Raw genomic sequence first — 22,498 nt, 5'->3', positions numbered from 1 at the left:
CTTATGCGCTGTCCTGTTGGTGTGCTTTAAAGGTATCAATCGCTTGTTGCCGAGAGCGTTTTAGATCGACCATCGGTTTCGGGTACTTGAGCCCGATCGGGTGTGCCTTGGCGTCAAAGGGTGCATGAATCGTTTTCGCGTCCTGGGCCGCAAGTTCAGGAACCCAGCGGCGGATGTAATCGCCGTTTTTGTCGAACCGCTGGCTTTGACTGACCGGGTTCATGATCCGAAAATACGGTGCCGCATCGGTCCCGGTCGAGGCGGACCACTGCCAACCGCCGTTGTTCGCCGCCAAGTCGGCATCGACCAGGCGCTGCATAAAGTAGCGTTCGCCGTGGCGCCAATCGATAAACAGGTTTTTGGTCAAAAACATCGCTACGACCATACGACAGCGATTATGCATCCAGCCGGTGGTGTTGAGTTGACGCATGGCCGCGTCCACCAGAGGAACCCCGGTTTGGCCCTGACACCAGCGCTCAAAGGCCTCGCCCGGAGGATTCCAGGGCAGTGTTTCGGTGGTGACTTTGAAGGGGCGGGCACGACTTACCCGCGGCGCTTCGACTAACAGGTTCTTGTAGAAGTCTCGCCATGCCAGCTCACTGACAAAGGTGTTGGCGTCACTGGCACCGTCCAGCGCATGCGGAGCTGCCTGCAGTACAGCATGCAGTACCTGGCGGGCGCTGATCGCACCGATGGCAAGATAGGGGGACAGCGAGCTGGTGCCTTCCAGCGCCGGCAGATCGCGGTCGGTTTGGTAACGGTCCAACGGGCGCGCCACGAAGCGTTCTAAACGGGTTTGAATGCTGTCGTTATCGACCGGCCACAGCGCCGCTAATGGATCGTCGGGAGCGGTCAGGCGTGCCGGGGCCAGGGTTAATGCTGGCCGGCGCGCCGGTGCGGATAAGGGCGCGTTGAACTCCTCGCGCAGGCTCGCCTCCCAGCGTCGCCGGTACGGGGTGAATACGCTGTAGGGGCCACCCTGACCGGTTTTTAAGGTCTGGGGCGGCACCAAACATTGGTCGTCAAACCAGTGCACTTGGATGCTACATGCCGCCAAGGCTTGGTCGACGGCGCGATCGCGTGCGCGCTCGTTGAATTCGTACTCGCGATTGACGTAGACCGCGGTTATGCCATGGTGTTTACATAGGGCCTGCAAGCCATTCACCTGGTCAGCAAAGGTTGCCCCGTCCAGCATCAACAGCGGGATGTTGAGTGCGCACAAGTCAGCCGTTAACGGTGTCAGTCGCCGTTGGTATAGGTTGCGTGCCGGCGCCCCGAGGTCATGGCTTTGCCATTGAGCGTCCGGCAGGCCGACGCAGGTGATGACGTCGCCGGTGTTGGCGCAGGCCGCGGACAGTGCCGGGTTGTCAGTCACGCGCAGATCGCGCCGAAGCCAAACAAGGTGGGGCATGTGGGTTGCCTTAAAATCAAGCGTCCGTAGAAGTGAGTGGCGGGCACCATCCATGTGCCCGCGTTAGCATACCGAATTAGTGGGGCCAAGGCGCGGCGACTCAACGGGTTTTGGTGTTAATTTGGTTGCTGTGTTAAAAAAGTGGCGTAACGTTCTGATCAATATGCAAAAAGGTGAGTGGCGGCGGTGTTAACTCGGTTGTTTTTGGGTGTTCAAGGCTTGATCGCGCTGGCGGTTGGGCTGTTGTGTGCGTTCTTAAGCGACTGGTCGATATTGGGTGTAAGCGCCGAGGGCGCCGGTCGGATCGAATTGAAAGTTGCGATCGGCGGAACCTGGGTGTTTTTAGGCGTGCACTTTTTAAGCGGGGCCATGGGCTCGAACTTACGGGCTTATTTGATTCAGCTCGCGTCGCTATACGGCCTGCTGGCGGCTACGCGTTTACTGGCCATGCAGTCCGACTCCGCCTCGATGAACACCTTGTTGTTGTTAGGTTACGAACTGGTCAGCGCGGCGATTGCGCTGGTGCTGTTCGCGCGATCAAACCCGGACCGCCGCCGCATCTTTGGCGGCTAACGCATAATCCGTTGGGCGGCGGCAACGCCGCTCAGCCAAGCCCCTTCAACGCGCCCACCCATGCAATAGTCACCGGCCACCCACAGGTGGTCGCCCGCGTCGATGCAGGCATCAGCCATCGCGGTTTGGTCGTCCCATGGGCGTGCGTAGCGCCAGCGATGGGCGTGGCCGTCCTCCACCCTAAAGGCGTTGGGCAACAAGCCCCCGGCCGCCTCGGTCAACTTTAACAGCACCTGCTCGGCGCTTAACTCCAAGTTGGTATCGCTCCACGACGGCGTGGCATGCAACACCCAGCGCCGCCGCGTTGCCCGGCCCGGTTTGCTGGCGTCGTTGGCGATCCAGCGTAGCGGCCCGGTTTTAACAAAGGCTGCGTCAAACGGCTGGTCGCGGTCGATATCAATCCAGACGGCCCAGCAGGGCGCCTGGGCCGGTACCTTTAGGTCCGGCAGTAATGCTCGGGCCTGGTCGGCCGGGGTTGCGATGACCACCGACGTGAACTGGGCTCGTAGCTCGGTCAAACTGCGGTGCTCGCCGATGCGGGTTGCCGGCTCAATCCGCAGGTCGCGCGCCAGATAGTGAGCAAACGCCCCCATGCGCGGCGCCCCAACCCAGCGCGTTTGTGTATCGGGCGACGCCTGAATGCCGGCGTCATCAATCATCGCCAAGTTCGGTTCCCAACGTGCGAGCGCGCCGGCTTGCTCGGCTTGTAACGCCAGCGCTGCAAAACCCGGATCGCGTGCGGTGAAGTATTGCGCGCCCAGGTCAACACTGCTGTTGTCAGTGCGTTTGCTGCTGATGCGGCCACCGGGGCCGCGGGATTTTTCGTAGATGATCGATTCAATGCCGTGTTGGCGTAGTGCATGTGCACACGCAAGGCCGGCGATGCCGGCGCCGATGATGGCGACCTGTGGGGTGGTCATAGGCTGCAAATTGCTCTAATAATGTGATGTCGTATAAAAATAACAGGAGGGGCAGCAAATGTCAGATTCGTCCAGTAAAGACCATACCGCCGATACCGTTGCGATTATCGGGTTGGTATGTGCAGCCGTGGCCGGTGCCTTATTTTGGGTCGCCAGCCAATAACTAGGGCATCACCCAAGACACGATGGCCGCGAGCGTCAGAACAAACAGCACGGTGAAAATCAAACCCGCGGCGATCACCACGCCGGCTGGGAGGTTGGCAAAGTCATGCTCGCGGTTTTTGTTGCTTTGAACGCCAAACGCGGCCGCCGCAACGCTCATCAATGCCCGTAGCCACTTTTTCATCGTCCGTCCTTGATAATGCCGGTTTCGACGTCATCATAGGCGCCATAACGATGGGAGCCAAACATGATTGAAATTACGCCTAGCGGCCAAGAATATTTGCGTGGTTTGCTGGACAAGCAGGACAGCGACGGTACGGGTGTCCGAATTTTCGTGTCACGCCCCGGTACGCCGTATGCCGAAACTTGTTTGGCCTACTGCCGCCCTGGTGAACAAAAGCCCGACGATCAAGAGTTCCCGTACGAGGGCTTCAGCGCCTGGATCGAGGCGGCCAGCCTGCCGTTTTTGGACGACGCGCGCATTGATTACCAGGCTGATCGTTTGGGCGGCCAGTTGTCGATCAAGGCGCCGAACGCCAAAATGCCCAAGGTTGACCCCGACTCACCCTTGGCGGAACGCATCAGCTATGTATTGCAGGCCGAGATCAATCCTGGCCTTGCCGCTCATGGTGGTGAAGTGAGCTTGATCGAATTGACCGACGACCCGATTGCGATCCTTCAATTTGGCGGCGGGTGCCAGGGCTGTTCAGCGGTCGACATGACACTAAAAGATGGGGTCGAGCGAACGCTGCTTGAACAGATCCCGGAATTGAAAGGCGTGCGCGACGTCACCGACCACAGTGATCGGAGCAACGCGTACTACAGCTAAATGCAATCGAACGGGAGAGCGGCATGGACTTAGCCACGGGTGCAGCGGAATTTGAGCTGCTGACCAGCGATCAGTTGACCGAGGTTAAGTCTGTGTTGGTCGATGCGTACCGTAGCGAACGAACATTTCAAGCGTTGTTCGATAGCAATCGCAGCGGTTACGAGCAACGGTTGCGCGCCTTTGTGCGCGAGTACTGCTTGCAGCACATGAGCGAACGCCAAGCCATCGTCGGAGCGCGAATTGAGGGTCGCTTGGTTGGTGCGGCTTTGTTGTGCGAACCCGGCCATCAAGGCGCCCTGAATGCCTCCCGGCGTGCCCGTATTGGGCTGGCGTTGACCCTGGGCATTCGCAGCGCCAAGCGCTACCTGGCTTACCAGGATCAATTGCGAGCGGCAATGCCGAAAGCCCAGTGGTGTTACCTACCACTGGTTGGCGTGTTGGACGATTACCGCGGTGCCGGTGTCGGAAGCGGGCTACTCAACGATGTCTGGCAGCGCGTGCAGCGCATGCAAGCAGCTGACGGCATTGCCCTCGGCAGTGGCGCCGCAACCGCCGCCGAGTTTTATCGTGGATTAGGCTTTCAGCCAGTCGGCGAGATGACTTTCGACGGCACCCTCGAGACCCTATTTTACCGAGCGACCTAAGTGACCAAAGACGACAAGATTATTGCGGCCATCGATGCCTTCCTGCCGTGCCCAACACCGCAGGCTTGGTTGGATCATGCGGCCCACCCGGACAATATTAAGTTGCTGTTGATCGATCACGCCAATTGCGAGAAGAAGGCGGCGGCGACCGCCATGAGTTTGATCTGGCGCTACACGGATCAGCCTGATTTATTGCAGAAAATGTCCCAGTTGGCGCGCGAAGAACTGCTCCATTTCGAGCAGGTGTGTGGTTTGATGCAAGCGCGCGGGGTCGCCTACGAAGAGGTCACTGCGGCACGCTACGCGGCCGGATTGCGGGCCGTGTGTTCGAAACACGAGCCACAGCGACTGGTCGACACGTTGCTGGTTGGAGCGCTAGTCGAAGCGCGGTCGTGCGAGCGTTTTCACGTCCTGGCCCCGCGTATCGAGGGCTTTGACTCGGAGCTCGCCAAGTACTACCGATCATTGCTGCGAGCCGAGGGTCGACATTTCGAAGATTACCTGGCTTTGGCGGTCGACCGCGTCGGCGAGGAGCAGGTTCGTGTGCGGTTGGATGATTTGCGCGCGATCGAGCGCGATTTAATCGAGTCGCCGGACAGCGAATTCAGGTTTCACTCGGGCCCGTTTGTGGGCTAAAGGTCTATTCGGGCCTGCCAGCCATGGTCCCACAGTCCCAGGTGGGGGCGTTCATCATTCACAAATACCCAGGCTTGTGGCCGCCAGTCGCCGATTACCACTCGCGTGGCACCGTTGCGGTGAATGGCAGGGCGGTGTGTGTGTCCGTGAATGCGATTGCCCGGTCCGAGGGCGCGTTGTGCGACATCGGCAATGACGGATTCTTGCTGGCCTCCGCGGGCTTGGCTTTGCGCTCGTGCTTGCGCGGCAAAGGCGACTCGCTGGTCTGCGCTTTGGGCTTTGAAAGCGGATTGCCACTCGGGGTTGCGGCAGGTCCGGCGCCAGGCTTGATAGGCCTCGTCATCCAGGCACAGCTCGTCACCGTGAGTGATCAGCGTGGGGCATGTGCTAACGGTGAGGTCGACCTGATCACGAATGGTCAGGTCAGCACGGCGTGCCCAGTCATCCGCGATCAAAAAATCCCGGTTGCCCGGTAGGAAAGAGGTCTGGTCGGCGCCGACCGCGGCGATGGCGGCGGCGATTTGGTGCTCGAACGCGTTGGCAAGGTCATCACCTAACCAGGCTTCAAACAAGTCGCCGGCGATGACCAAGTGCGCCACTTGCCCCTGTACGCTGTCCAGCAGTGCCAGAAAATTGCGGCTGATCGGGCAGGGCGCTTGACCTAAATGAAGGTCGGAAACAACGAGGTCGATTAGGCGATCCACTCGGCTTTTTCGATGATGACGTCTTCACTCGGAACGTCCGCGTGGGGTCCGCGACGACCGGTTTCAACGCCAACGATCTTGTCGACCACGTCCATGCCATCGGTGACCGTGGCAAACGCGCAGTAACCCCAGCCCTGCATGGTTTCGGAGGTGTGGTCCAGGAATTCATTGTCGACCACGTTAATAAAGAACTGGCTGGTCGCGCTGTGCGGTTCCATCGTACGGGCCATGGCCAGCGTGCCGCGGGTGTTCTTTAGGCCGCGTGACGCTTCGTTCTCGATTTGGTCCTGGGTTTCTTTTTGTTCAAAGTTCAGGTCAAAGCCGCCGCCCTGAACCATGAAGCCTGGGATCACACGGTGAAACAGCGTGCCGTCAAAGAAGCCGCTTTCCACGTAGGATTTAAAGTTGGCGCAGGTCGCAGGGACCTTGTCTTCGGCCAGTTCAATCGAAATAACGCCGTAGTTCGTGGTTAGCTGAATCATTCAAAAAGCTCCGGAGGGTGAATTTTGGCGCTATCATACGCGCTTTTACCGCTAACCGCAGAGCCTGCATGAAAATATTCGATACCTTGACGGGTCAGAAGCGTCCGTTCCAACCCCTTGATCCGTCGCGCGTCGGGCTGTATCTGTGCGGCATTACCGTGTACGACTTTTGCCACATTGGGCACGCCCGCGTGATGGTCGCCTTTGACGTCATTACCCGCTACCTACGCGCTCAGGGCTATCCGCTGACCTATGTCCGCAACATCACTGATGTCGACGACAAGATCTTTGCCCGTGCCGCCGAGCGCGGTCTTCCATTTGACGCCCTAACCCAGCAATTTATCGACGCCATGCACCAGGATCTGGAGCAACTGGGTTGTTTGCCGCCGGACATGGAGCCGCGCGCGACCGATCACATTGGCGACATCATTGCGCTGATCGAGAGACTCCAAGGCGAGGGTGCGGCCTACCAGGGCGCTGGCGGCGATGTCTATTTTCGTGTTGCCGCCTTTAAGGACTACGGCAAGCTGAATAACCGTAAGCTGGACGAGATGTTGGCCGGAGCACGTGTCGATGTCGCGAACGACAAGGAATCAGCGGCTGATTTTGTGCTCTGGAAAATGGCTAAGCCGGGCGAGCATGCCTGGTCGTCTCCCTGGGGCGAGGGGCGTCCGGGTTGGCACATTGAATGCAGCGCTATGAGCATGACGTGCTTGGGCGAGAGCTTTGATATTCACGGCGGTGGTCCGGATCTGAAGTTTCCGCATCACGAAAACGAGATCGCCCAGTCCGAGGCGGCCACGTGTAAGCCGTATGCAGGGTATTGGATGCATGCCGGTGCGGTCCGGGTCGACAATGAAAAAATGTCCAAGTCGCTGGGCAACTTTTTCACCATTCGCGATGTGTTCAAACGTTATGACGCCGAGGTCGTGCGTTGGTTCCTGCTGGGAACCCATTACCGCGGGCACATTAACTACAGCGACCAAGGCCTTGACGCCGCCGCCGAATCGTTAACGCGTATTTACCGGTGCTTGCGCGGGGCTGCGGTCGGCGATCCCTGTTCCGACCTAAGTGCGCGCTTTACCGCGCTGATGGATGACGACTTCAACGTGCCCGGCGTGATTGCGCTGATTCACGAGGCCTGCAAGCGAATTAATACCGGTGACCGCGCCGAGGCCGCCGCGGGCTTCTTGAAGTCCGTGGGTTCAGTGCTGGGACTGTTTGCCCAAGACCCAGCCGCATTCAGTGCCAAGCCCTCGGCATCGTCATTAGATGACGCCAGCATTGAGGCCCAGGTCGCCGCCCGCACGCAGGCAAAACGCGACCGTGACTTCGCCTTGGCTGACAAAATTCGTGCCGATTTGTTGGCCGCTGGCATCGAGATCGAGGACAGCCGAGAGGGCACGCGCTGGAATCGTGTATAAATCCCTTGTGGTTTTTAGCGAAGGGTCGTAAAGTGCGGCCCGCGTCGGAGCATAGCGCAGCCTGGTAGCGCATCTGCTTTGGGAGCAGAGGGTCGGGGGTTCGAATCCCTCTGCTCCGACCAACTTTTCTTGGGTGCTACTGGCGCCGCCGTTCTTGGTTCTTCTTGTCCTTATTCAAAACGCTTTTAATGCGGTCTCGTCGATGTCGATGGGCTTGTCAGAGCAATTCGTCCGTTCGATCTAAATTGGGGCCACAATTCGCTAGACAAAGCCCGAACTCGCCGTTATATTTCGCCCCGCTTAAACACGGAGCGCTCGTAGCTCAACCGGATAGAGCATCGGCCTTCTAAGCCGAGGGTTGCAGGTTCAAGTCCTGCCGGGCGTGCCACGCCCCGGCAAGCAGCGTGTGAAAAGTAGTTGTTGTCTCAACAGCAGTGGTGGGTGTAGCTCAGTTGGTAGAGTCCCGGATTGTGATTCCGGTTGTCGTGGGTTCGAGCCCCATCATCCACCCCATTTCCTGCGGACGTGGTGGAATTGGTAGACACGCTAGATTTAGGTTCTAGTATCGAAAGGTGTGAGAGTTCGAGTCTCTCCGTCCGCACCATATCTTCTTCCCCAAATCGCAACAAATGCTTGAAGTAAGCCCCCCCAAACTCTATCCTTCGCGCCTTCAAAATTCATATGAATTTAATAAAGTACGCGTAGGAGCAAATAACAGTGCAAGTCAACGTCGAAAACACCAGCGCCCTGGAGCGCCGCCTCACCATCACAGTCCCCGCGGCGGATGTTGATACACAGGTTGAAGCCAAACTCGTAGAAACATCAAAGCGCGCGCGCATTGATGGATTCCGTCCCGGCAAAGTCCCGATGAAAGAAGTGCGCAAGCGTTTCGGCGCGAGCATTCGTCAGGAAGTCATGGGTGAAGTGATTGAACGCGGCTTTTATCAAGCGGTTACCCAAGAGAACCTGCGCCCAGTCGGTCAGCCGACCATTGAGCCCGTTGACATGCCCGAAGGCGGCGACCTGTCGTTCGTTGCCGTCATTGAAGTCTTCCCGGATGTTGAATTGGCTGACCTATCAGCGGTTGACGTTGAGCAGGCTGAATCAAGCGTTGCCGCCAAAGACGTCAACGGCATGATCGAAAACCTGCGCAGCCAAAAGAAAGAATGGCGTGAGAGCGCGCGTGCCGCCGTTAAGGCTGGCGACCGTGTCACCATCGACTTCGTCGGCAGCATTGATGGCGAACTGTTCGACGGCGGCAGCGCTGAAGGCCAGACCCTGGAAATCGGTTCGGGTCAAATGATCCCCGGCTTCGAAGACGGCATCATCGGCATGAAGAAAGGCGAAGAGAAAGACATCGACGTCAACTTCCCCGATGACTACCAGGCTGAAAATCTAAAAGGTAAAGCCGCGGTGTTCAAGATCACGGTCCAGCTGTTGGAGCGTGCTGACTTGCCTAAGGTTGACGAAGACTTCGTTAAGTCCTTTGGTGTTGAGGACGGCGACTTGGAGAAATTCAAGGGCGAGCTCAAGGTCAACATGCAGCGTGAGCTGGATCAAGCGATCACTAACCGCAACAAAAAGGCGGCATTTGACGCATTGCTTAACGCCAATGACATCGAAGTTCCTAAGGCTGCCGTTTCAAGCGAAATTCACAGCTTGAAGCACCAAGCTGCTGAGCGTTTTGGCAAGGGCCAAATCGATCCGCACACACTGCCGGACGCACCCTTCGAAGAAGAAGCGAACCGTCGCGTTAAGTTGGGTGTGTTGGTGGGTGAATGGGCTCGTCAAAATGAACTCAAAGCCGACGCTGACCGGGTCAAGGTAGCCATTGATCGCATCGCCAGCGCGTATGAAGACGGCACCCAAGTGGTCGAGTACTACTACGGCAACGAAGAGGCGCTGCGCCAGGTTGAGACCATGGTACTGGAAGAAATGACGGCTGAAGGCATTTGCAATCAAGCCAAAGTGACCCAAACAAAGCTATCCTATGAGGAAGCGGTTGCAGGGCAGGCACAAGCCTAAGTCACTGCAACTACGTACACGCAGAGACTAGAGGTAATATGAGCGACATCACAAGTTTGGGCCTAGTGCCCATGGTCATCGAACAGACCGCCCGCGGCGAGCGTTCGTTTGACATTTATTCGCGCTTACTTAAAGAGCGCGTAATTTTTATGGTCGGGCCGGTCGAAGACCAAATGGCCAACCTGGTGGTCGCTCAGATGTTGTTCCTAGAGAGCGAAAATCCTGACAAGGATATTCACCTCTACATCAACTCTCCCGGCGGTGTGGTGACCGCCGGATTGTCGATTTATGACACCATGCAGTTCATCAAGCCCGACGTCAGCACCATGGTGTTGGGTCAGGCTTGTTCAATGGGGTCGTTTTTGGCCATGGCCGGTGCAGCGGGCAAGCGTTATGTGTTGCCGCAAAGCCGCACAATGGTTCACCAGCCCAGCGGCGGCAGCCAAGGGCAGGCGACAGACGTTCAGATCCAAGCGTTGGAAATGCAGCGCACGAAGGATACCCTGAACCACTTGTACGCGAAGCACACCGGGCAGCCTTTGGATAAAATCCAGGCGGACTTGGAACGTGACTTCTTTATGAGTGCCGAGGAAGCAGTGGCCTATGGCTTGGCTGACCAAGTCTTGGACCGTCGTTCATAATTAGGAACCAGGTCGGCGGTAACAGGCCGCCACCAAAGGGCAATCTCGGTTGCCCTTTTTCTATTCTAAGCGCTATCTTTACTTCATCGATACGACATTTACGCGGAGACATCGCAAGTGGCTGACGACAGCAAAACCCACGAGGGCGACGATAAGGTTCTTTACTGCTCATTCTGTGGTAAGAGCCAAAACGAAGTGCGCAAGCTGATTGCGGGCCCATCGGTATTTATTTGTGACGAGTGCGTTGACCTTTGCAACGACATTATTCGCGAAGAAATCCAGTCGGAAGCGATGGACGGTGACTCTGAGCGCCTGCCAGTCCCGGCCGAGTTGAAGTCGACGCTGGACGAGTACGTGATTGGCCAGGAAAAGGCCAAGCGAGTCTTGGCTGTGGCGGTTTATAACCACTACAAGCGTCTGCGTCATGGTGAAACTGCCAAGGACGACGTCGAGCTGGGCAAGTCCAACATTTTGCTGATTGGGCCGACCGGTTCAGGCAAGACCTTATTGGCGGAAACCTTGGCGCGCTCGTTGAACGTGCCGTTTACTATGGCGGATGCGACCACCTTGACCGAAGCCGGTTATGTGGGCGAAGACGTTGAGAACATTATTCAGAAGCTGCTGCAAAAGTGTGATTACGACGTTGAACGGGCCCAGCAGGGCATCGTTTATATCGATGAGATCGACAAGATCGCGCGCAAGAGCGACAACCCCAGCATTACCCGGGACGTCAGCGGCGAAGGCGTCCAGCAAGCGCTGCTCAAGTTAATTGAGGGCACGGTGGCCTCGGTGCCGCCGCAGGGCGGACGCAAGCACCCGCAGCAAGAATTTTTGCAGGTCAATACGGCCAGCATCCTGTTTATTTGCGGGGGTGCTTTTGCCGGCCTGGACCAGGTTATTCGTGATCGATCTGAAAAGAGCGGCATTGGATTTGGTGCGAATGTTCATTCAAAGGACACCAGCCGTGGTGTCGGGGCGACCTTGGCCCAGACCGAGCCGGAAGACTTGGTGAAGTTTGGTTTAATTCCAGAGTTTGTCGGTCGTTTGCCTGTGGTTGCGACACTGGAAGAATTGGACGAGGACGCTTTGGTTCAGATTCTGACGGAACCGAAAAACTCGTTGGTTAAGCAATACACCAAAATGTTTGCGATCGAGAACGTCGAATTGGAATTGCGGGATGATGCGCTGCGTGCGGTGGCTAAAAAGGCCATGGAGCGTAAAACCGGTGCCCGTGGCCTGCGCTCGATCATGGAACAGATCCTGTTGGATGTGATGTACGACGTGCCCGGCCAGGATACCGTCACCAAAGTCGTGGTCGACGCCAATGTGGTGCTGGGCGAAGCCACGCCCTTGGTGGTGCATGCGGATGAGCCCAAAGTCGCCAGCGCCGAAGATTAAACCGCTGGTTTCTATGAAAACGCCCGCAAGGGCGTTTTTTTTTGCTTGTAATATGTCGCGTTGACCCGCAGTAATACGGGATGCGATCTAAGGAGTCCACCGTGTCGAATCCATCTGAAACCCTGCCAGTTCTGCCGCTTCGTGACGTGGTTGTTTACCCGTCGATGGTTATTCCGCTGTTCGTCGGCCGCGAGAAGTCGATTGCGGCGCTGGACCATGCGTCCGCCAACGGAAAAAAGATCTTTTTGGTGGCCCAAAAAGAAGCCAGTTCCGACGATCCCACTGAAAAGGACCTGTATCAGGTCGGCACGGTGGCCACGGTGTTGCAGATGCTGCGCTTACCCGATGACACCGTAAAGGTGCTGATCGAAGGGGAGCGGCGTGCCCGGGTCCTGGGTATGACCGACGACGAGGTCATGTTGGCCGAGGTTGAGGTGCTGTCCGATGATGAGCTGGGCGACAGCGAATCGGAGGTGCTGGTCAAATTGTTGCGTGGGCAGTTCGAAAAATACGCTAAGGCCAGTAAAAAGGTCCCGCCGGAACTGACCGCATCGATGCAGTCGTTGGATCGGCCGGATCGTTTGTGCGACTCGGTGGCCGCTCACTTGCAGTTTGCGATGTCCGAAAAGCAGGCTCTGTTGGAGTTGTCGTCGGTACGCGAACGCTGTGAGCACCTGGTTGCCTTGATGGAGTCAGAGCTGGACCTATTTCAGGTCGAGAAGCGAATCCGTGGCCGCGTTAAGCAGCAGATGGAAAAAAGCCAGCGCGAGTACTACTTGAATGAGCAGATGAAGGCCATTCAAAAAGAGATGGGCGAGGGCGAGGACGGGGCTAGTGAGTTTGAACAGCTGGAAAAGAAAATTGCCGAATCGGGCATGAGCGCCGAGGCGCTGGAAAAAACCAATGGTGAGCTAAATAAGCTGAAAATGATGTCGCCGATGAGTGCCGAGGCCACGGTGGTCCGAGGCTATCTGGACTGGATGACGGGGCTGCCGTGGAAGAAACGCTCGCGTATCAAGAGTGACTTAGCCAAAGCCCAGACCACCTTGGATGACGACCATCACGGACTGGAAGAAGTTAAAGAGCGAATTCTGGAATACTTGGCCGTTCAAAGTCGTTCGGGTAGTAAGGTTAAAGGGCCGGTGCTGTGCTTGGTAGGACCGCCTGGCGTCGGTAAAACCAGCTTGGGCGAGTCGATCGCTCGTGCGACGGGGCGTAAGTTTGCCCGTATTGCGCTGGGGGGTGTGCGCGACGAATCGGAAATTCGTGGTCACCGCCGTACCTACATCGGTTCGATGCCCGGCAAGATCGTTCAGAAGCTAACCAAGGCCGGTGTGCGTAATCCGCTGGTGTTGCTGGACGAGATCGACAAGATGGGAATGGATCACCGCGGGGATCCTGCCTCGGCGCTGTTGGAAGTGTTGGATCCCGAGCAAAATCATACGTTTAACGACCATTACCTGGAAGTTGACTTGGACCTGTCGGAGACCATGTTTATCTGTACCTCCAACAGTATGAACATTCCTGGCCCGCTGTTGGACCGTATGGAAGTGATTCGGTTGCCGGGCTACACCGAGGATGAGAAAAGCGCGATCGCTGAACGTTACCTGGTTCCGAAGCAGCAAAAAAATAGCGGCCTCAAGCCGGGCGAAGCGGAGCTGAGTTCGGGCGCGATCATGCAGCTAATTCGCCATTACACCAAAGAGGCGGGCGTTCGAGGATTAGAGCGTCAAATCGCCAAGGTTTTGCGCAAGGTGACCCGCAAGGTGGTCGAAGCCAAGGGTAAGTTGGCGCCCATTACAATCGACACCGACAACCTAGAAGCTTACGCCGGCGTTGAACAGTTCCACTACGGCATTAAAGAAGACCAAGACCGCGTTGGTCAGGTCACCGGTTTAGCCTGGACCAGCGTTGGCGGGGAGCTGCTGACGATAGAGGCGGTGTCGATGCCGGGTAAAGGCAAGGTCACGCGAACGGGATCACTGGGTGACGTGATGCAGGAATCAATCACCGCGGCCATGACGGTGTGTCGCAGCCGCGCGGAATCGCTGGGGTTGGCGGCGGACTTCCACGAGAAGAACGACATTCACGTTCATGTGCCCGAGGGCGCAGTGCCAAAAGACGGCCCCAGTGCAGGCGTTGGAATGGCAACGGCGTTGGTCAGCGTGCTGACTGGCATCCCGGTGCGAGCCGATGTGGCCATGACCGGAGAAATTACGTTGCGCGGTCAAGTCCTACCGATTGGCGGGCTCAAGGAAAAACTATTGGCGGCCCATCGCGGCGGGATTAAACGTGTTTTGATACCTAGGGATAACGTTAAAGACTTGAAGGAAATCCCGGAAAACGTCAAAGGTGACCTGGAAATCATTGACGTAGCTTGGGTCGACGAGGTGTTGCGGCTGGCGTTGGTCGATGAGTTCGTGGTGCACGTAGAAAACACCGCGAAGCTGATTTCTGAGCGAAAAAATGAAAGAATTTCGCCTGTAGCCCATTAAATAAGGGTTTCAGGGCTTGACCGGTTAGTTTGTGCGTTGATATAAAACTCCCCGAGTTGAGACATAATGGATCAACTGCGGACCGGGCTCATCGGTTGGTCCAATGCATCAAAAAAAACGACTCACAAGGGGTAACACGTGAATAAAACTGAATTGGTAGAAGCAATCGCAAATGGCGCTGGTTTGAGCAAAGCTGACGCAGGTAAGGCTCTGGACGCAACTGTTGCGGCCGTCACTGACGCGCTGAAAGGCGGCGACCAGGTTTCTTTGGTCGGCTTCGGCACTTTTGCCGTTAAAGCACGTGCAGCACGCACGGGCCGTAACCCGCAGACGGGCAAAGAAATTCAAATCGCCGCATCGAACGTTCCGGGCTTTAAAGCCGGCAAAGCGTTGAAAGACGCGGTAAACTAATTCGGCTCCACACGGATTGGTAAAAGGGGCGCTTAGGCGCCCCTTTTTGTATCTTCAAAAACAAAAGAACCCCACATGCTGCAAAATATTCGAGACAACTCAACCGGTATCGGTGCCAAAATTCTAGTTGGCCTGATCGCCCTGACTTTTTTGATCACCGGTGGCCTTAGCGCGATCCAGTTTGGCGGCGGCGAGCCCGAGGTGGCGGTCGTCAATGACCGTCCGATCACGGAACGCGAGTTTTTGCGCGCGCTGGACCAACAGCGCCGCCAAGCGTTGCAGTTCGTCAGCGACCCCGCGTTGATCGACGAATCGCAGCTGCGTGCTAGTGTGATGAGGCAGTTGGTCGAGTCGACCGCGGTGTTGACCCAAGCGGAGGCCCGTGGCATGTCGTTTAGTGACGGCCAGTTGGATAACGTGTTGCTTCAAACGCCGGAGTTTCAAATCGATGGGCAGTTTGATTCCAATCGTTTTGACCAGGTTATCGGCCAGCTGGGGTATTCGCGTACTGGGTTTCGTGAGTGGATGAAGACCCGCGTGATCGCGGATCAGTTAAACCAAGGCTTAGCCAGCAGCGCCTTTGCAGCGCCGGCCACGGTCAGTGCGGCGATGTTGCTTGAAGGTCAGACCCGTAGCGTGCGTGTGCAGGGTGTGACAGCTGCCGACCAGGTGGTTACGGCAACGCCCGACCAGGCCGCATTGGAAGCCTTGTACGAGCAAAACCTGATTGCGTGGCAACTGCCGGAGCAGTTGACGGCCGAGTACGTGTTGCTGTCCCGCGATGCACAGATCGATCTGGACGCGGTTGATGAAGCCGATGTGCGTGACGCCTACGATCGCTATGTGGCCGGACTGCAGTCAAATCAAGAAACCCGGGCTTCGCATATATTGCTGACCGGGGATGACTCGCTGGCCAAGGCCATCGCGGCCAAGGCCCGTTTGGACGCGGGCGAAGCATTCGCTGCGGTTGCCGGTGAACTGTCCGATGACACCTTGAGCGCTGAAGCCGGGGGTGATTTGGGCTTTGCGGCGGCGGGAACCTATGTGCCTGAATTCGAATCAGCACTGAATGCCCTCAGCGTCGGACAGGTGTCGGAACCGGTCCAAACTCAGTTTGGCCATCACCTGATTCAGTTGACCGAGGCACGGGAGCAAACGGCCGACAGTTTTGAGTCCAAAGCGGTGCAGTTGCGCCGACAGTTGGCGGAGCAAGCAACTCGGTTGGAGTTTGAGTCTTTGGCCGAAGAAATGGCGAACATCGCCTTTTCCGGTGATTTGGAAGAAGTTAGCGAGCTGTTGGGCGTCGATATCATGACCAGCGACGCCTTTTCTCGCGATGCCGGCACCGGTGTCATGTCCAATCTGGGTGTGCGTATCGCCGCCTTTGGCGAAGAAGTGCTGGAACGCGGCGAAAATTCATCACTGCTGGAAATCGATGCCGGCGTCTTGGTGTTGCGTGTCGTAGATCGGGTCGAGCCGCGCACACAAACCCTGAATGAGGTGCGTGACGAGCTGGTTCGGGTGTGGTCTGCAAAGGCTCGTTCGGATGCCGCCACTGCCGCCGCCGAATTGTTGCTGACTCAACTGAGCGGTGAGCCGCTGACCCTAGGTCGTGTTGCCAGCAATGACCTGCCGCAGCCGTTGGTCAACCAGATTTTTGCCATGCCCCGTAATAGCACCGACGTGATTGTGCTGGATTCGGGTGATGCCTGGGCCGTCGAGCTGATCTCGGTTGCACAGGGCGAGGGCTCGGACGCCGAATCCATGCGCGGTTTCTTGGCCAGCCAGTACGCTCGCCAGAGTCAGGCGGCACTGGGTAACTGGGCCCGCGAAAATGCGACCGTAGAGCGTTAATGGACGCATTGATTGAACTGCTCAGTTTCACCCTGAAGGCGGCCGTTATTGCGGCCGTCGTGTTAGTGATCGTAGCCAGTGCGTCGCGTCAGCGGCCACCGTCGCACGGTCAACTCAGTGTCCGTGACTTGGCCGCGCGCTGGCGTGGGTATGCTGACGCCTTGGCCGGTGCAAGGGGCCTCACTCGCCGCCAACGTAGCGCGTTACGCAAACAGGCCAAGGCCGATGCCAAGGTTGAACGAGACGGCGTAGTTTGGGTAACCAACTTTTCCGGCGACCTGCGAGCATCCGGCCTGGGCTGCTTGCGCGAAACGGTGAGTGCGATTATTGCGGCGGCTGATCCGGCCACGGACCAGGTGTGTGTGCGCCTCAAAAGCCCCGGCGGCGGTGTCAGCGATTACGGCCTTGCGGCCAACGAGATGGTCCGGTTAAAAAATGCCGGGCTGCATGTGACGGTCGGAGTGGAAGGGGTCGCCGCCAGCGGTGGCTACATGATGGCGGTGGTGTCGGACCATATTATTGCGTCGCCATTTTCCGCGGTCGGCTCAATTGGCGTGGTCGCTCAGGTGCCCAACTTTCACCGTGCGCTGCAAAAAGCGGACGTTGACGTTGAGGTCATGACCGCTGGCAAGCACAAGCGGACACTGACGGTGTTTGGCGAAAACACGGACGAGGGTCGAGCCAAGTTTCGCCAAGACCTGGAGCAAATACACGCTTTGTTCAAAGAGTTCGTCACGCGTTTCCGCCCGTCACTGGACTTGGATGTGGTTGCTGATGGCGGCCACTGGTTCGGCGAAGACGCGCTGAAGCTGGGTTTGGTGGATGAAATCGGTTCGGTTGACGACTACCTGATGGCCTGTGCGAAGAAACGCCGTATTTTGCAGGTCGAGTTTAAACGGCCGCGAAACCTAGGCGCTCGTTTTGGGCAGTCCGCGGCGCTGGGAATACGTGAATTTGGAAAACGCTTGGGTTTGATCAGTCATGGATAAATTAACGATCTACACGGACGGGGCCTGCAAGGGTAACCCGGGCCCTGGTGGGTGGGGCGCGTTGCTGCTGCTGGGCGAGCATGAGAAAACCCTGTACGGCGGCGAGGCGGACACCACCAACAACCGGATGGAGCTGACCGCGGCGATTGAGGCCTTAAAAGCCCTAACACGCCCGTGTGACGTCCACCTAATTACTGACTCGGTGTACATGAAAGACGGCATTACCAAGTGGCTGCCGAACTGGAAAAAACGGCACTGGAAAACGGCCAGTGGCTCACCGGTTAAAAACAAGGATTTGTGGGAAGCACTGGACGAAGCGGCTGCGCGTCACCAAGTGCATTGGGGCTGGGTCAAGGGTCACGCTGGCGACCCCGGTAATGAACGCGCGGACGAGTTGGCCAACTTAGGAGTTGAACAGTGCTTAGGCAAGTAGTCTTAGACACCGAGACCACCGGCATTGAGCCGGAGTTGGGCCATCGCATTATCGAAATCGGCTGTGTTGAGCTGGTTAACCGGCGGCCAACCGGGCGCGTTTTTCACGAGTATATCCAGCCCGATCGGGACATTGATCAGGGCGCCTACGACGTCCACGGAATCAGCAACGAATTTCTGTCGGACAAACCGCGCTTCGCCCAGATCGCAGATAAATTCATCGAATTTATCCAGGGTTCGCAATTGGTCATCCATAACGCCGCGTTCGACGTCGGCTTTATGGACGCTGAGTTCCGCCGGCTCGGGCCCAAAACACCGCTGACCGCGGACCTGTGCTTTGAAGGCAAAGCGCTGGATTCGCTGAAGATGGCGCGCCAAAAACGCCCGGGGCAACGTAATTCCCTGGATGCCTTATGCAAAGCCTTTGGCATTGATAACTCAAGTCGTGAGCTGCACGGCGCCTTGCTGGATGCCCAGCTGTTGGCGGAAGTGTACCTATCGATGACGCGCGAGCAGAACTCGTTGTTGGCATCGTCCGGCGGGAATACCGTGCAGGTGCCGCAAGCGCAAGCGATCGAGCGACTGGGCGGCCAGCGACAGGGGTGTGTGATTGCGCCGAGTGCGGACGAAGCGCTCGCGTTTGATGCGCTGTTGGATACGCTGCGCGCCAAAAACGACAGCCTAGGCTGGGACGCCTAGGGTGTTTCGCGGCGATGTTGAGCGAGATTGGGCGCCCGGCTTGGCCATTGGCACGCCAACTTGGGTTGCTTTTAACGCGGACCGGGACGTGTGGGTTAGCGATCACGGCCCGCTATTAGCCAGCCCAGTGCCGAGCGCTGCCACGTTGGTTGGGGGCATCGGCGCGCATTGCGTATACGCTGTGCGCCACGACTCGATCGAGGGCCCGGGCCAGTGGGTACCGATTCGCGCGGCCTTGATTGAGGCCGCCGACGATGCGTTTATGGCGATTCAGGCTGGTATTCAGCGCCTCGAGTTTGCCGAGGAACACCGTTTTTGCGGGCGCTGCGGCAGCGCGACTGAAAACTCCAGCAGTGACATGGGCAAGCAGTGTCCATCGTGTGCGCTGGTGGCCTATCCGAGAGTGGCGCCGTCAATTATTGTCTTGGTGACGCGAGGTGACCAGGCGCTGTTGGGGCGCTCGCCGCGTTTTGTCGAGGGAATGTATTCAACCTTGGCGGGCTTCATCGAGGCTGGCGAATCGGCCGAGCACGCGATACGCCGTGAGGTGATGGAAGAGGTCGGTGTTCGGGTCACCGCACCGCGCTACTTTGCGACCCAAAGCTGGCCGTTCAAACACTCGTTGATGATGGGGTATTTCGCCGACTGGGAGTCCGGGGAAATCACCGTTGACGGCGTCGAAATCGAAGATGCCCAGTGGTTTAGCCGCGACCAATTGCCGCCGCTACCACCGCGCGCCAGCATCAGTCGAGCATTGATCGACACCTGGATCGCTAGTTAACCGCCGGCAAGCTAATGGATTGGCCGACCTTAAGGTAGCGACCGACATTGTTGATGGCCTGCAAGGCGCTGACCGTGGTGCCATAGGCGCGCGCAATCGACCACAGGGAATCCCCAGGCCTAACCACGTAGCCCGTGACCGCCGAAGGCGCCGGCGCACCGACCACTAAGCGTTGCCCGATTCGAATGCGATTTGAGGTCAGACCGTTGCGGTTGCGCAGGTCAGCGACGCTGGTGTCAAAGCGCACGGCGATCGCGCTCAAGGTGTCGCCCGATCGAACCAGGTAGTCGCTGACGGTCGCCAGTTGGTCGGCCGGCGTCGATGCCAGTTGTGACAGAATGTTGTCGGCCGTACCCAACGGCACAACCACATTGGCCACGCGATCCGGCGTCGAGTAGGCACGAAAGCAGGGGTTCAGCAAACGTATGGTTTCAACGCTGGAGTCACTCCAGCGCGCCAGCAGCTCAAGGTCTACCGCGCGCGTCAGCTCAATGGTTTCGAAGGTATGCCGAGGCGGCAGTGCCGGTAACGTGACATCAAAGGCGCCCGGATTCTTGACGATTTCGGCCAGTGCGAGCAGCCGAGGGATGTATTTGCGTGTTTCCGCCGGCAGCCGCAGTGACCAAAAGTCGGTCGCCAGCCCGCGCGAACGGTTGGCTTTGATCGCCTTGGATACCCGCCCTGGGCCGGAATTGTACGCGGCAATGGCGAGCAGCCAGTCGCCGTCGAAACGGGCGACCAGGGTCTCTAGATAGTCCAGCGCCGCGTCGGTCGACCGAATGACATCCAGTCGCTCGTCGCAGCTGCGATCCCGAGTCAGCCCTAAGCCGGTGGCCGTCGCCGGCATTAACTGCCAAGGCCCTGCGGCGCCACGGTAGCTGCGTGCGGTTAGCTTGAATCCAGATTCGACGTAAGGCAGTAAGGCCAACTCGCCCGGCATCCCGCGACGCTCGATGTCGAGGGCGATGTGGTACATCCACAGGCGTCCACGGCCGAGGAAGTCCGTCAGCAGTTGCGGGTTGCGGCCGGCCGATCGCCATTGGCCTTGGACGTCGATGTTGGCGGGCAGTGGACCTAGCTGGTAACGCGTGACCAAGTCGGACCACACGCTGGCTGCCGGCGTCGGCGTATCGCTCGGTGCCGGTTCGTCGGCCGGCACGGGTGCGGTAGTCGCAGTTATGCGCGGTGCGGGTATTGCAAATCGTGGATCACTAAAGGGGTCGTAAAAACCCTGCGGGTCCGGCAGGTCAAGGGTGTCACTGCTGTCGAGCAGGTCGGCCAAAGTGGTGCTGTCGTCGTTATCGGTCCGTGTCGGGTTGAGTTGGCAGCCAGCCAGCAACGCGGTCGTGATCACGACCGACCAAGGCAGAAAATTCACGTTAAAAGTTATCCTTCGCCCGTCGGACCGCGTGAAAGCGCGTGGCGGGTGACATGCTGTGTGTCAACGATAACGATTGCATGATTTCAGCATCGTCGAGTCGGAGGAACGGATTGGTGTGCAGTTCAATTTCAAGTGCCCCAGGTACCGTGGCTTCGCCCTGTGCGCGTGCCTCGTTGACGCGTTGTAGTCTCTCGTTGACGGCCTGATTATTCGGCATCAAATGCTGCGCAAAGCGCAAATTACTCTGGGTGTACTCGTGCGCACAATAGATCATTGTCCGAGTCGGCAGGGCGGCGATGCGCACCAGGCTTTTATAAAATGCACCCGGTGGGCCTTCAAAATTGCGCCCGCAACCGGCCATGAATAAGACGTCGCCGCAAAACAGCAGTGGCGTTGGATCGGCGCTGTAGTAGGCAACGTGATCGTCAAGGTGACCCGGCAGGTGCATCACTTCAAAGCGACGGTCAAAAATATCGATGACCTGTCCGTCGACCACGGGGGTGCTGATGCCGCACAGTCCAATGGTACTGCCCAAGACCCGTGCCCGAGGGAAAGCCTCGACTAAGTCGGCGACACCGCCGGTATGATCGGCATGGCGGTGGGTCAGTAAAATACCGGCCAAGTCGAGGTCGTGCTGGGACAGGTAAGACGCCACCACGGCGGCGTCACCTGGATCAACTGCCCAGGCCTGACTGCCGCGGCGAATCAGCCACAAGTAGTTGTCAGTGAAGGCCGGTAGACGAACAATCTCGATCAATCGTCGGCCTCGTCGTTGCCCATCGCAGTGACGCTAAATCCGTTGTCGACGTAGACCACCTGACCGGTGATGCCCGACGCCAAATCCGAGCACAAGAATGCCGCGGTGTTGCCGACTTCGTCGATGGTGACGTTGCGTTTCATCGGCGAGCGCGCTTGGTTGTACGCCAACATGCTGCGGAATTTGCCGATGCCGGAGGCTGCCAATGTGCGGATTGGGCCTGCGCTGATCGCGTTTACACGAGTACCCTGCGGACCCATGCTGGCGGCCATGTAGCGCACGTTGGCTTCGAGGCTGGCTTTGGCCAGGCCCATGACGTTGTAGTTCGGCATGGTCCGTTCCGCGCCAAGGTAGCTCAGGGTCAACAACGACCCGTTGCGGCCGTCCAGCAACGCTTTGCCGGCTTTGGCCAGGGCCACGAAGCTGAACGAGCTAATGTCGTGAGCGATTCGGAAGCCTTCGCGGGTGGTGACGTCTACGTAGTTGCCGGCCAATTCCCACGCGGGTGCAAAACCGACGGCGTGAATGATGCCGTCCAGGCCATCCCACTGTTTGCCGAGTTCAGTAAATACGGCGTCAATTTCGTCATCGCTGGCGACGTCACACGGAAAGCACAGGGACTCATTGGATCCCCAGCTGGTGGCGAACTTGACCACGCGGTCTTTGAGTTTCTCGTTCTGGTAGGTGAATGCCAGTTCGGCGCCTTCACGGTGCATTGCCGCTGCAATGCCGGAGGCGATAGAGAGCTTGCTGGCGACGCCAACAACCAAGAAGCGCTTGCCACTTAAGAAACCCATAAACATCCTTATATGTCGGTCAAAAATCGTCGGCAGTTTATCACGCTGAACGC

23 protein-coding genes and 4 tRNA genes are annotated in these 22,498 nt (G+C 57.9%); 19 read left to right on the top strand and 8 right to left on the bottom strand.

The features are described from left to right. Position 1: 1 nt before the first annotated feature. Positions 2-1,411, bottom strand: a complete 1,410-nt coding sequence (gene phrB, locus GH975_RS06910; RefSeq protein ID WP_153713820.1) for a deoxyribodipyrimidine photo-lyase — start codon at positions 1,409-1,411, stop codon at positions 2-4. Positions 1,412-1,588: 177 nt separating this feature from the next. Between phrB and GH975_RS06905 the strand changes: the two genes are divergently transcribed. Continuing rightward, positions 1,589-1,984 carry a hypothetical protein gene (locus GH975_RS06905; RefSeq protein ID WP_153713819.1) on the top strand — a complete coding sequence of 132 codons (396 nt, stop codon included), beginning with the start codon at positions 1,589-1,591 and terminating at the stop codon, positions 1,982-1,984. On the opposite strand, the gene GH975_RS06900 is transcribed toward GH975_RS06905, so the two are convergent. Further along, entirely contained in the window at positions 1,981-2,904 is a 924-nt protein-coding gene (locus tag GH975_RS06900) for an NAD(P)/FAD-dependent oxidoreductase (protein ID WP_153713818.1), read from the bottom strand. The genes GH975_RS06905 and GH975_RS06900 overlap by 4 nt on opposite strands. A 163-nt stretch (positions 2,905-3,067) precedes the next feature. Continuing rightward, a complete protein-coding gene (locus tag GH975_RS06895) occupies positions 3,068-3,250 on the bottom strand; it encodes a DUF2970 domain-containing protein (protein ID WP_153713817.1) in 183 nt (60 codons plus the stop codon). A gap of 63 nt (positions 3,251-3,313) precedes the next feature. Between GH975_RS06895 and nfuA the strand changes: the two genes are divergently transcribed. From nfuA to miaE, 3 genes are read left to right on the top strand one after another with little or no spacing between them, the layout of a single operon-like run. Then, the gene (gene nfuA, locus GH975_RS06890; protein WP_153713816.1) at positions 3,314-3,895 is read left to right on the top strand and encodes a Fe-S biogenesis protein NfuA; all 582 of its coding nucleotides are present in this window, start codon (positions 3,314-3,316) and stop codon (positions 3,893-3,895) included. Positions 3,896-3,918: 23 nt separating this feature from the next. Next, complete coding sequence (locus GH975_RS06885; protein WP_153713815.1) at positions 3,919-4,539, top strand: GNAT family N-acetyltransferase; 621 nt, start codon at positions 3,919-3,921, stop codon at positions 4,537-4,539. Beyond that, a complete protein-coding gene (gene miaE / locus GH975_RS06880) occupies positions 4,540-5,175 on the top strand; it encodes a tRNA-(ms[2]io[6]A)-hydroxylase (RefSeq protein WP_153713814.1) in 636 nt (211 codons plus the stop codon). Here miaE and GH975_RS06875 read toward each other — a convergent pair. Both GH975_RS06875 and GH975_RS06870 read right to left on the bottom strand, forming a co-directional pair. Continuing rightward, positions 5,172-5,879 carry a UDP-2,3-diacylglucosamine diphosphatase gene (locus GH975_RS06875; protein WP_153713813.1) on the bottom strand — a complete coding sequence of 236 codons (708 nt, stop codon included), beginning with the start codon at positions 5,877-5,879 and terminating at the stop codon, positions 5,172-5,174. The two genes, miaE and GH975_RS06875, sit on opposite strands and share 4 nt — an antisense overlap. Beyond that, positions 5,867-6,361 (bottom strand): peptidylprolyl isomerase, encoded by a 495-nt coding sequence (locus GH975_RS06870; protein ID WP_153713812.1) that lies wholly within the window; start codon positions 6,359-6,361, stop codon positions 5,867-5,869. Before GH975_RS06870 ends, GH975_RS06875 begins: the two co-directional genes overlap by 13 nt. 68 nt (positions 6,362-6,429) lie before the next feature. Here GH975_RS06870 and cysS point away from each other — a divergent pair, with 68 nt between their 5' ends. The 15 genes from cysS (at position 6,430) to nudC (ending at position 19,510) form a co-directional block, all read left to right on the top strand. Beyond that, positions 6,430-7,785, top strand: coding sequence for a cysteine--tRNA ligase (gene cysS / locus GH975_RS06865; protein WP_153713811.1), 1,356 nt, complete (start codon positions 6,430-6,432; stop codon positions 7,783-7,785). Between the two features lie 45 nt (positions 7,786-7,830). Continuing rightward, positions 7,831-7,907, top strand: a tRNA-Pro gene (locus tag GH975_RS06860). A gap of 189 nt (positions 7,908-8,096) precedes the next feature. Beyond that, a tRNA-Arg gene (locus GH975_RS06855) sits at positions 8,097-8,173 on the top strand. Positions 8,174-8,222: 49 nt separating this feature from the next. Beyond that, positions 8,223-8,298, top strand: a tRNA-His gene (locus GH975_RS06850). Positions 8,299-8,304: 6 nt separating this feature from the next. Beyond that, positions 8,305-8,389: transfer RNA gene (locus tag GH975_RS06845), tRNA-Leu, on the top strand. Positions 8,390-8,502: 113 nt separating this feature from the next. Beyond that, positions 8,503-9,810 carry a trigger factor gene (gene tig / locus GH975_RS06840; RefSeq protein WP_153713810.1) on the top strand — a complete coding sequence of 436 codons (1,308 nt, stop codon included), beginning with the start codon at positions 8,503-8,505 and terminating at the stop codon, positions 9,808-9,810. Between the two features lie 38 nt (positions 9,811-9,848). Continuing rightward, on the top strand, positions 9,849-10,451 hold the full coding sequence (gene clpP / locus GH975_RS06835; RefSeq protein WP_153713809.1) for an ATP-dependent Clp endopeptidase proteolytic subunit ClpP: 603 nt from the start codon (positions 9,849-9,851) through the stop codon (positions 10,449-10,451). Positions 10,452-10,568: 117 nt separating this feature from the next. Then, on the top strand, positions 10,569-11,849 hold the full coding sequence (gene clpX / locus GH975_RS06830) for an ATP-dependent Clp protease ATP-binding subunit ClpX (RefSeq protein WP_153713808.1): 1,281 nt from the start codon (positions 10,569-10,571) through the stop codon (positions 11,847-11,849). A gap of 80 nt (positions 11,850-11,929) precedes the next feature. Next, complete coding sequence (gene lon, locus GH975_RS06825) at positions 11,930-14,344, top strand: endopeptidase La (RefSeq protein ID WP_153713807.1); 2,415 nt, start codon at positions 11,930-11,932, stop codon at positions 14,342-14,344. Between the two features lie 138 nt (positions 14,345-14,482). Next, positions 14,483-14,755, top strand: a complete 273-nt coding sequence (locus GH975_RS06820; RefSeq protein WP_153713806.1) for an HU family DNA-binding protein — start codon at positions 14,483-14,485, stop codon at positions 14,753-14,755. Positions 14,756-14,830: 75 nt separating this feature from the next. Next, positions 14,831-16,609, top strand: a complete 1,779-nt coding sequence (locus GH975_RS06815) for a SurA N-terminal domain-containing protein (protein WP_153713805.1) — start codon at positions 14,831-14,833, stop codon at positions 16,607-16,609. Beyond that, positions 16,609-17,598, top strand: coding sequence for a protease SohB (gene sohB, locus GH975_RS06810; protein WP_153713804.1), 990 nt, complete (start codon positions 16,609-16,611; stop codon positions 17,596-17,598). Before GH975_RS06815 ends, sohB begins: the two co-directional genes overlap by 1 nt. Then, on the top strand, positions 17,591-18,031 hold the full coding sequence (rnhA, locus tag GH975_RS06805; RefSeq protein ID WP_153713803.1) for a ribonuclease HI: 441 nt from the start codon (positions 17,591-17,593) through the stop codon (positions 18,029-18,031). Before sohB ends, rnhA begins: the two co-directional genes overlap by 8 nt. Continuing rightward, on the top strand, positions 18,016-18,729 hold the full coding sequence (gene dnaQ / locus GH975_RS06800) for a DNA polymerase III subunit epsilon (protein WP_153713802.1): 714 nt from the start codon (positions 18,016-18,018) through the stop codon (positions 18,727-18,729). The genes rnhA and dnaQ overlap by 16 nt, the downstream gene beginning before the upstream one ends. A gap of 1 nt (position 18,730) precedes the next feature. After that, positions 18,731-19,510: an NAD(+) diphosphatase gene (nudC, locus tag GH975_RS06795; protein WP_153713801.1), complete on the top strand. Its 780-nt coding sequence runs from the start codon at positions 18,731-18,733 to the stop codon at positions 19,508-19,510. On the opposite strand, the gene GH975_RS06790 is transcribed toward nudC, so the two are convergent. Genes GH975_RS06790 through GH975_RS06780 form a run of 3 tightly spaced genes read right to left on the bottom strand, consistent with a single transcriptional unit; the run spans position 19,503 to position 22,445 of the window. After that, positions 19,503-20,888, bottom strand: a complete 1,386-nt coding sequence (locus tag GH975_RS06790) for a LysM peptidoglycan-binding domain-containing protein (protein WP_153713800.1) — start codon at positions 20,886-20,888, stop codon at positions 19,503-19,505. The genes nudC and GH975_RS06790 overlap by 8 nt on opposite strands. A 1-nt stretch (position 20,889) precedes the next feature. Continuing rightward, complete coding sequence (gloB, locus tag GH975_RS06785; RefSeq protein WP_153713799.1) at positions 20,890-21,648, bottom strand: hydroxyacylglutathione hydrolase; 759 nt, start codon at positions 21,646-21,648, stop codon at positions 20,890-20,892. Continuing rightward, positions 21,645-22,445, bottom strand: coding sequence for an enoyl-ACP reductase FabI (locus GH975_RS06780; RefSeq protein WP_153713798.1), 801 nt, complete (start codon positions 22,443-22,445; stop codon positions 21,645-21,647). Before GH975_RS06780 ends, gloB begins: the two co-directional genes overlap by 4 nt. Positions 22,446-22,498: the final 53 nt, after the last annotated feature.

Origin of the sequence: Litorivicinus lipolyticus, assembly GCF_009650135.1 — a bacterium.
GTDB lineage: Bacteria > Pseudomonadota > Gammaproteobacteria > Pseudomonadales > Litorivicinaceae > Litorivicinus > Litorivicinus lipolyticus.
Note: the sequence above shows the minus strand (reverse complement) of the source record. Positions and strands in the feature narration are given on the sequence as shown.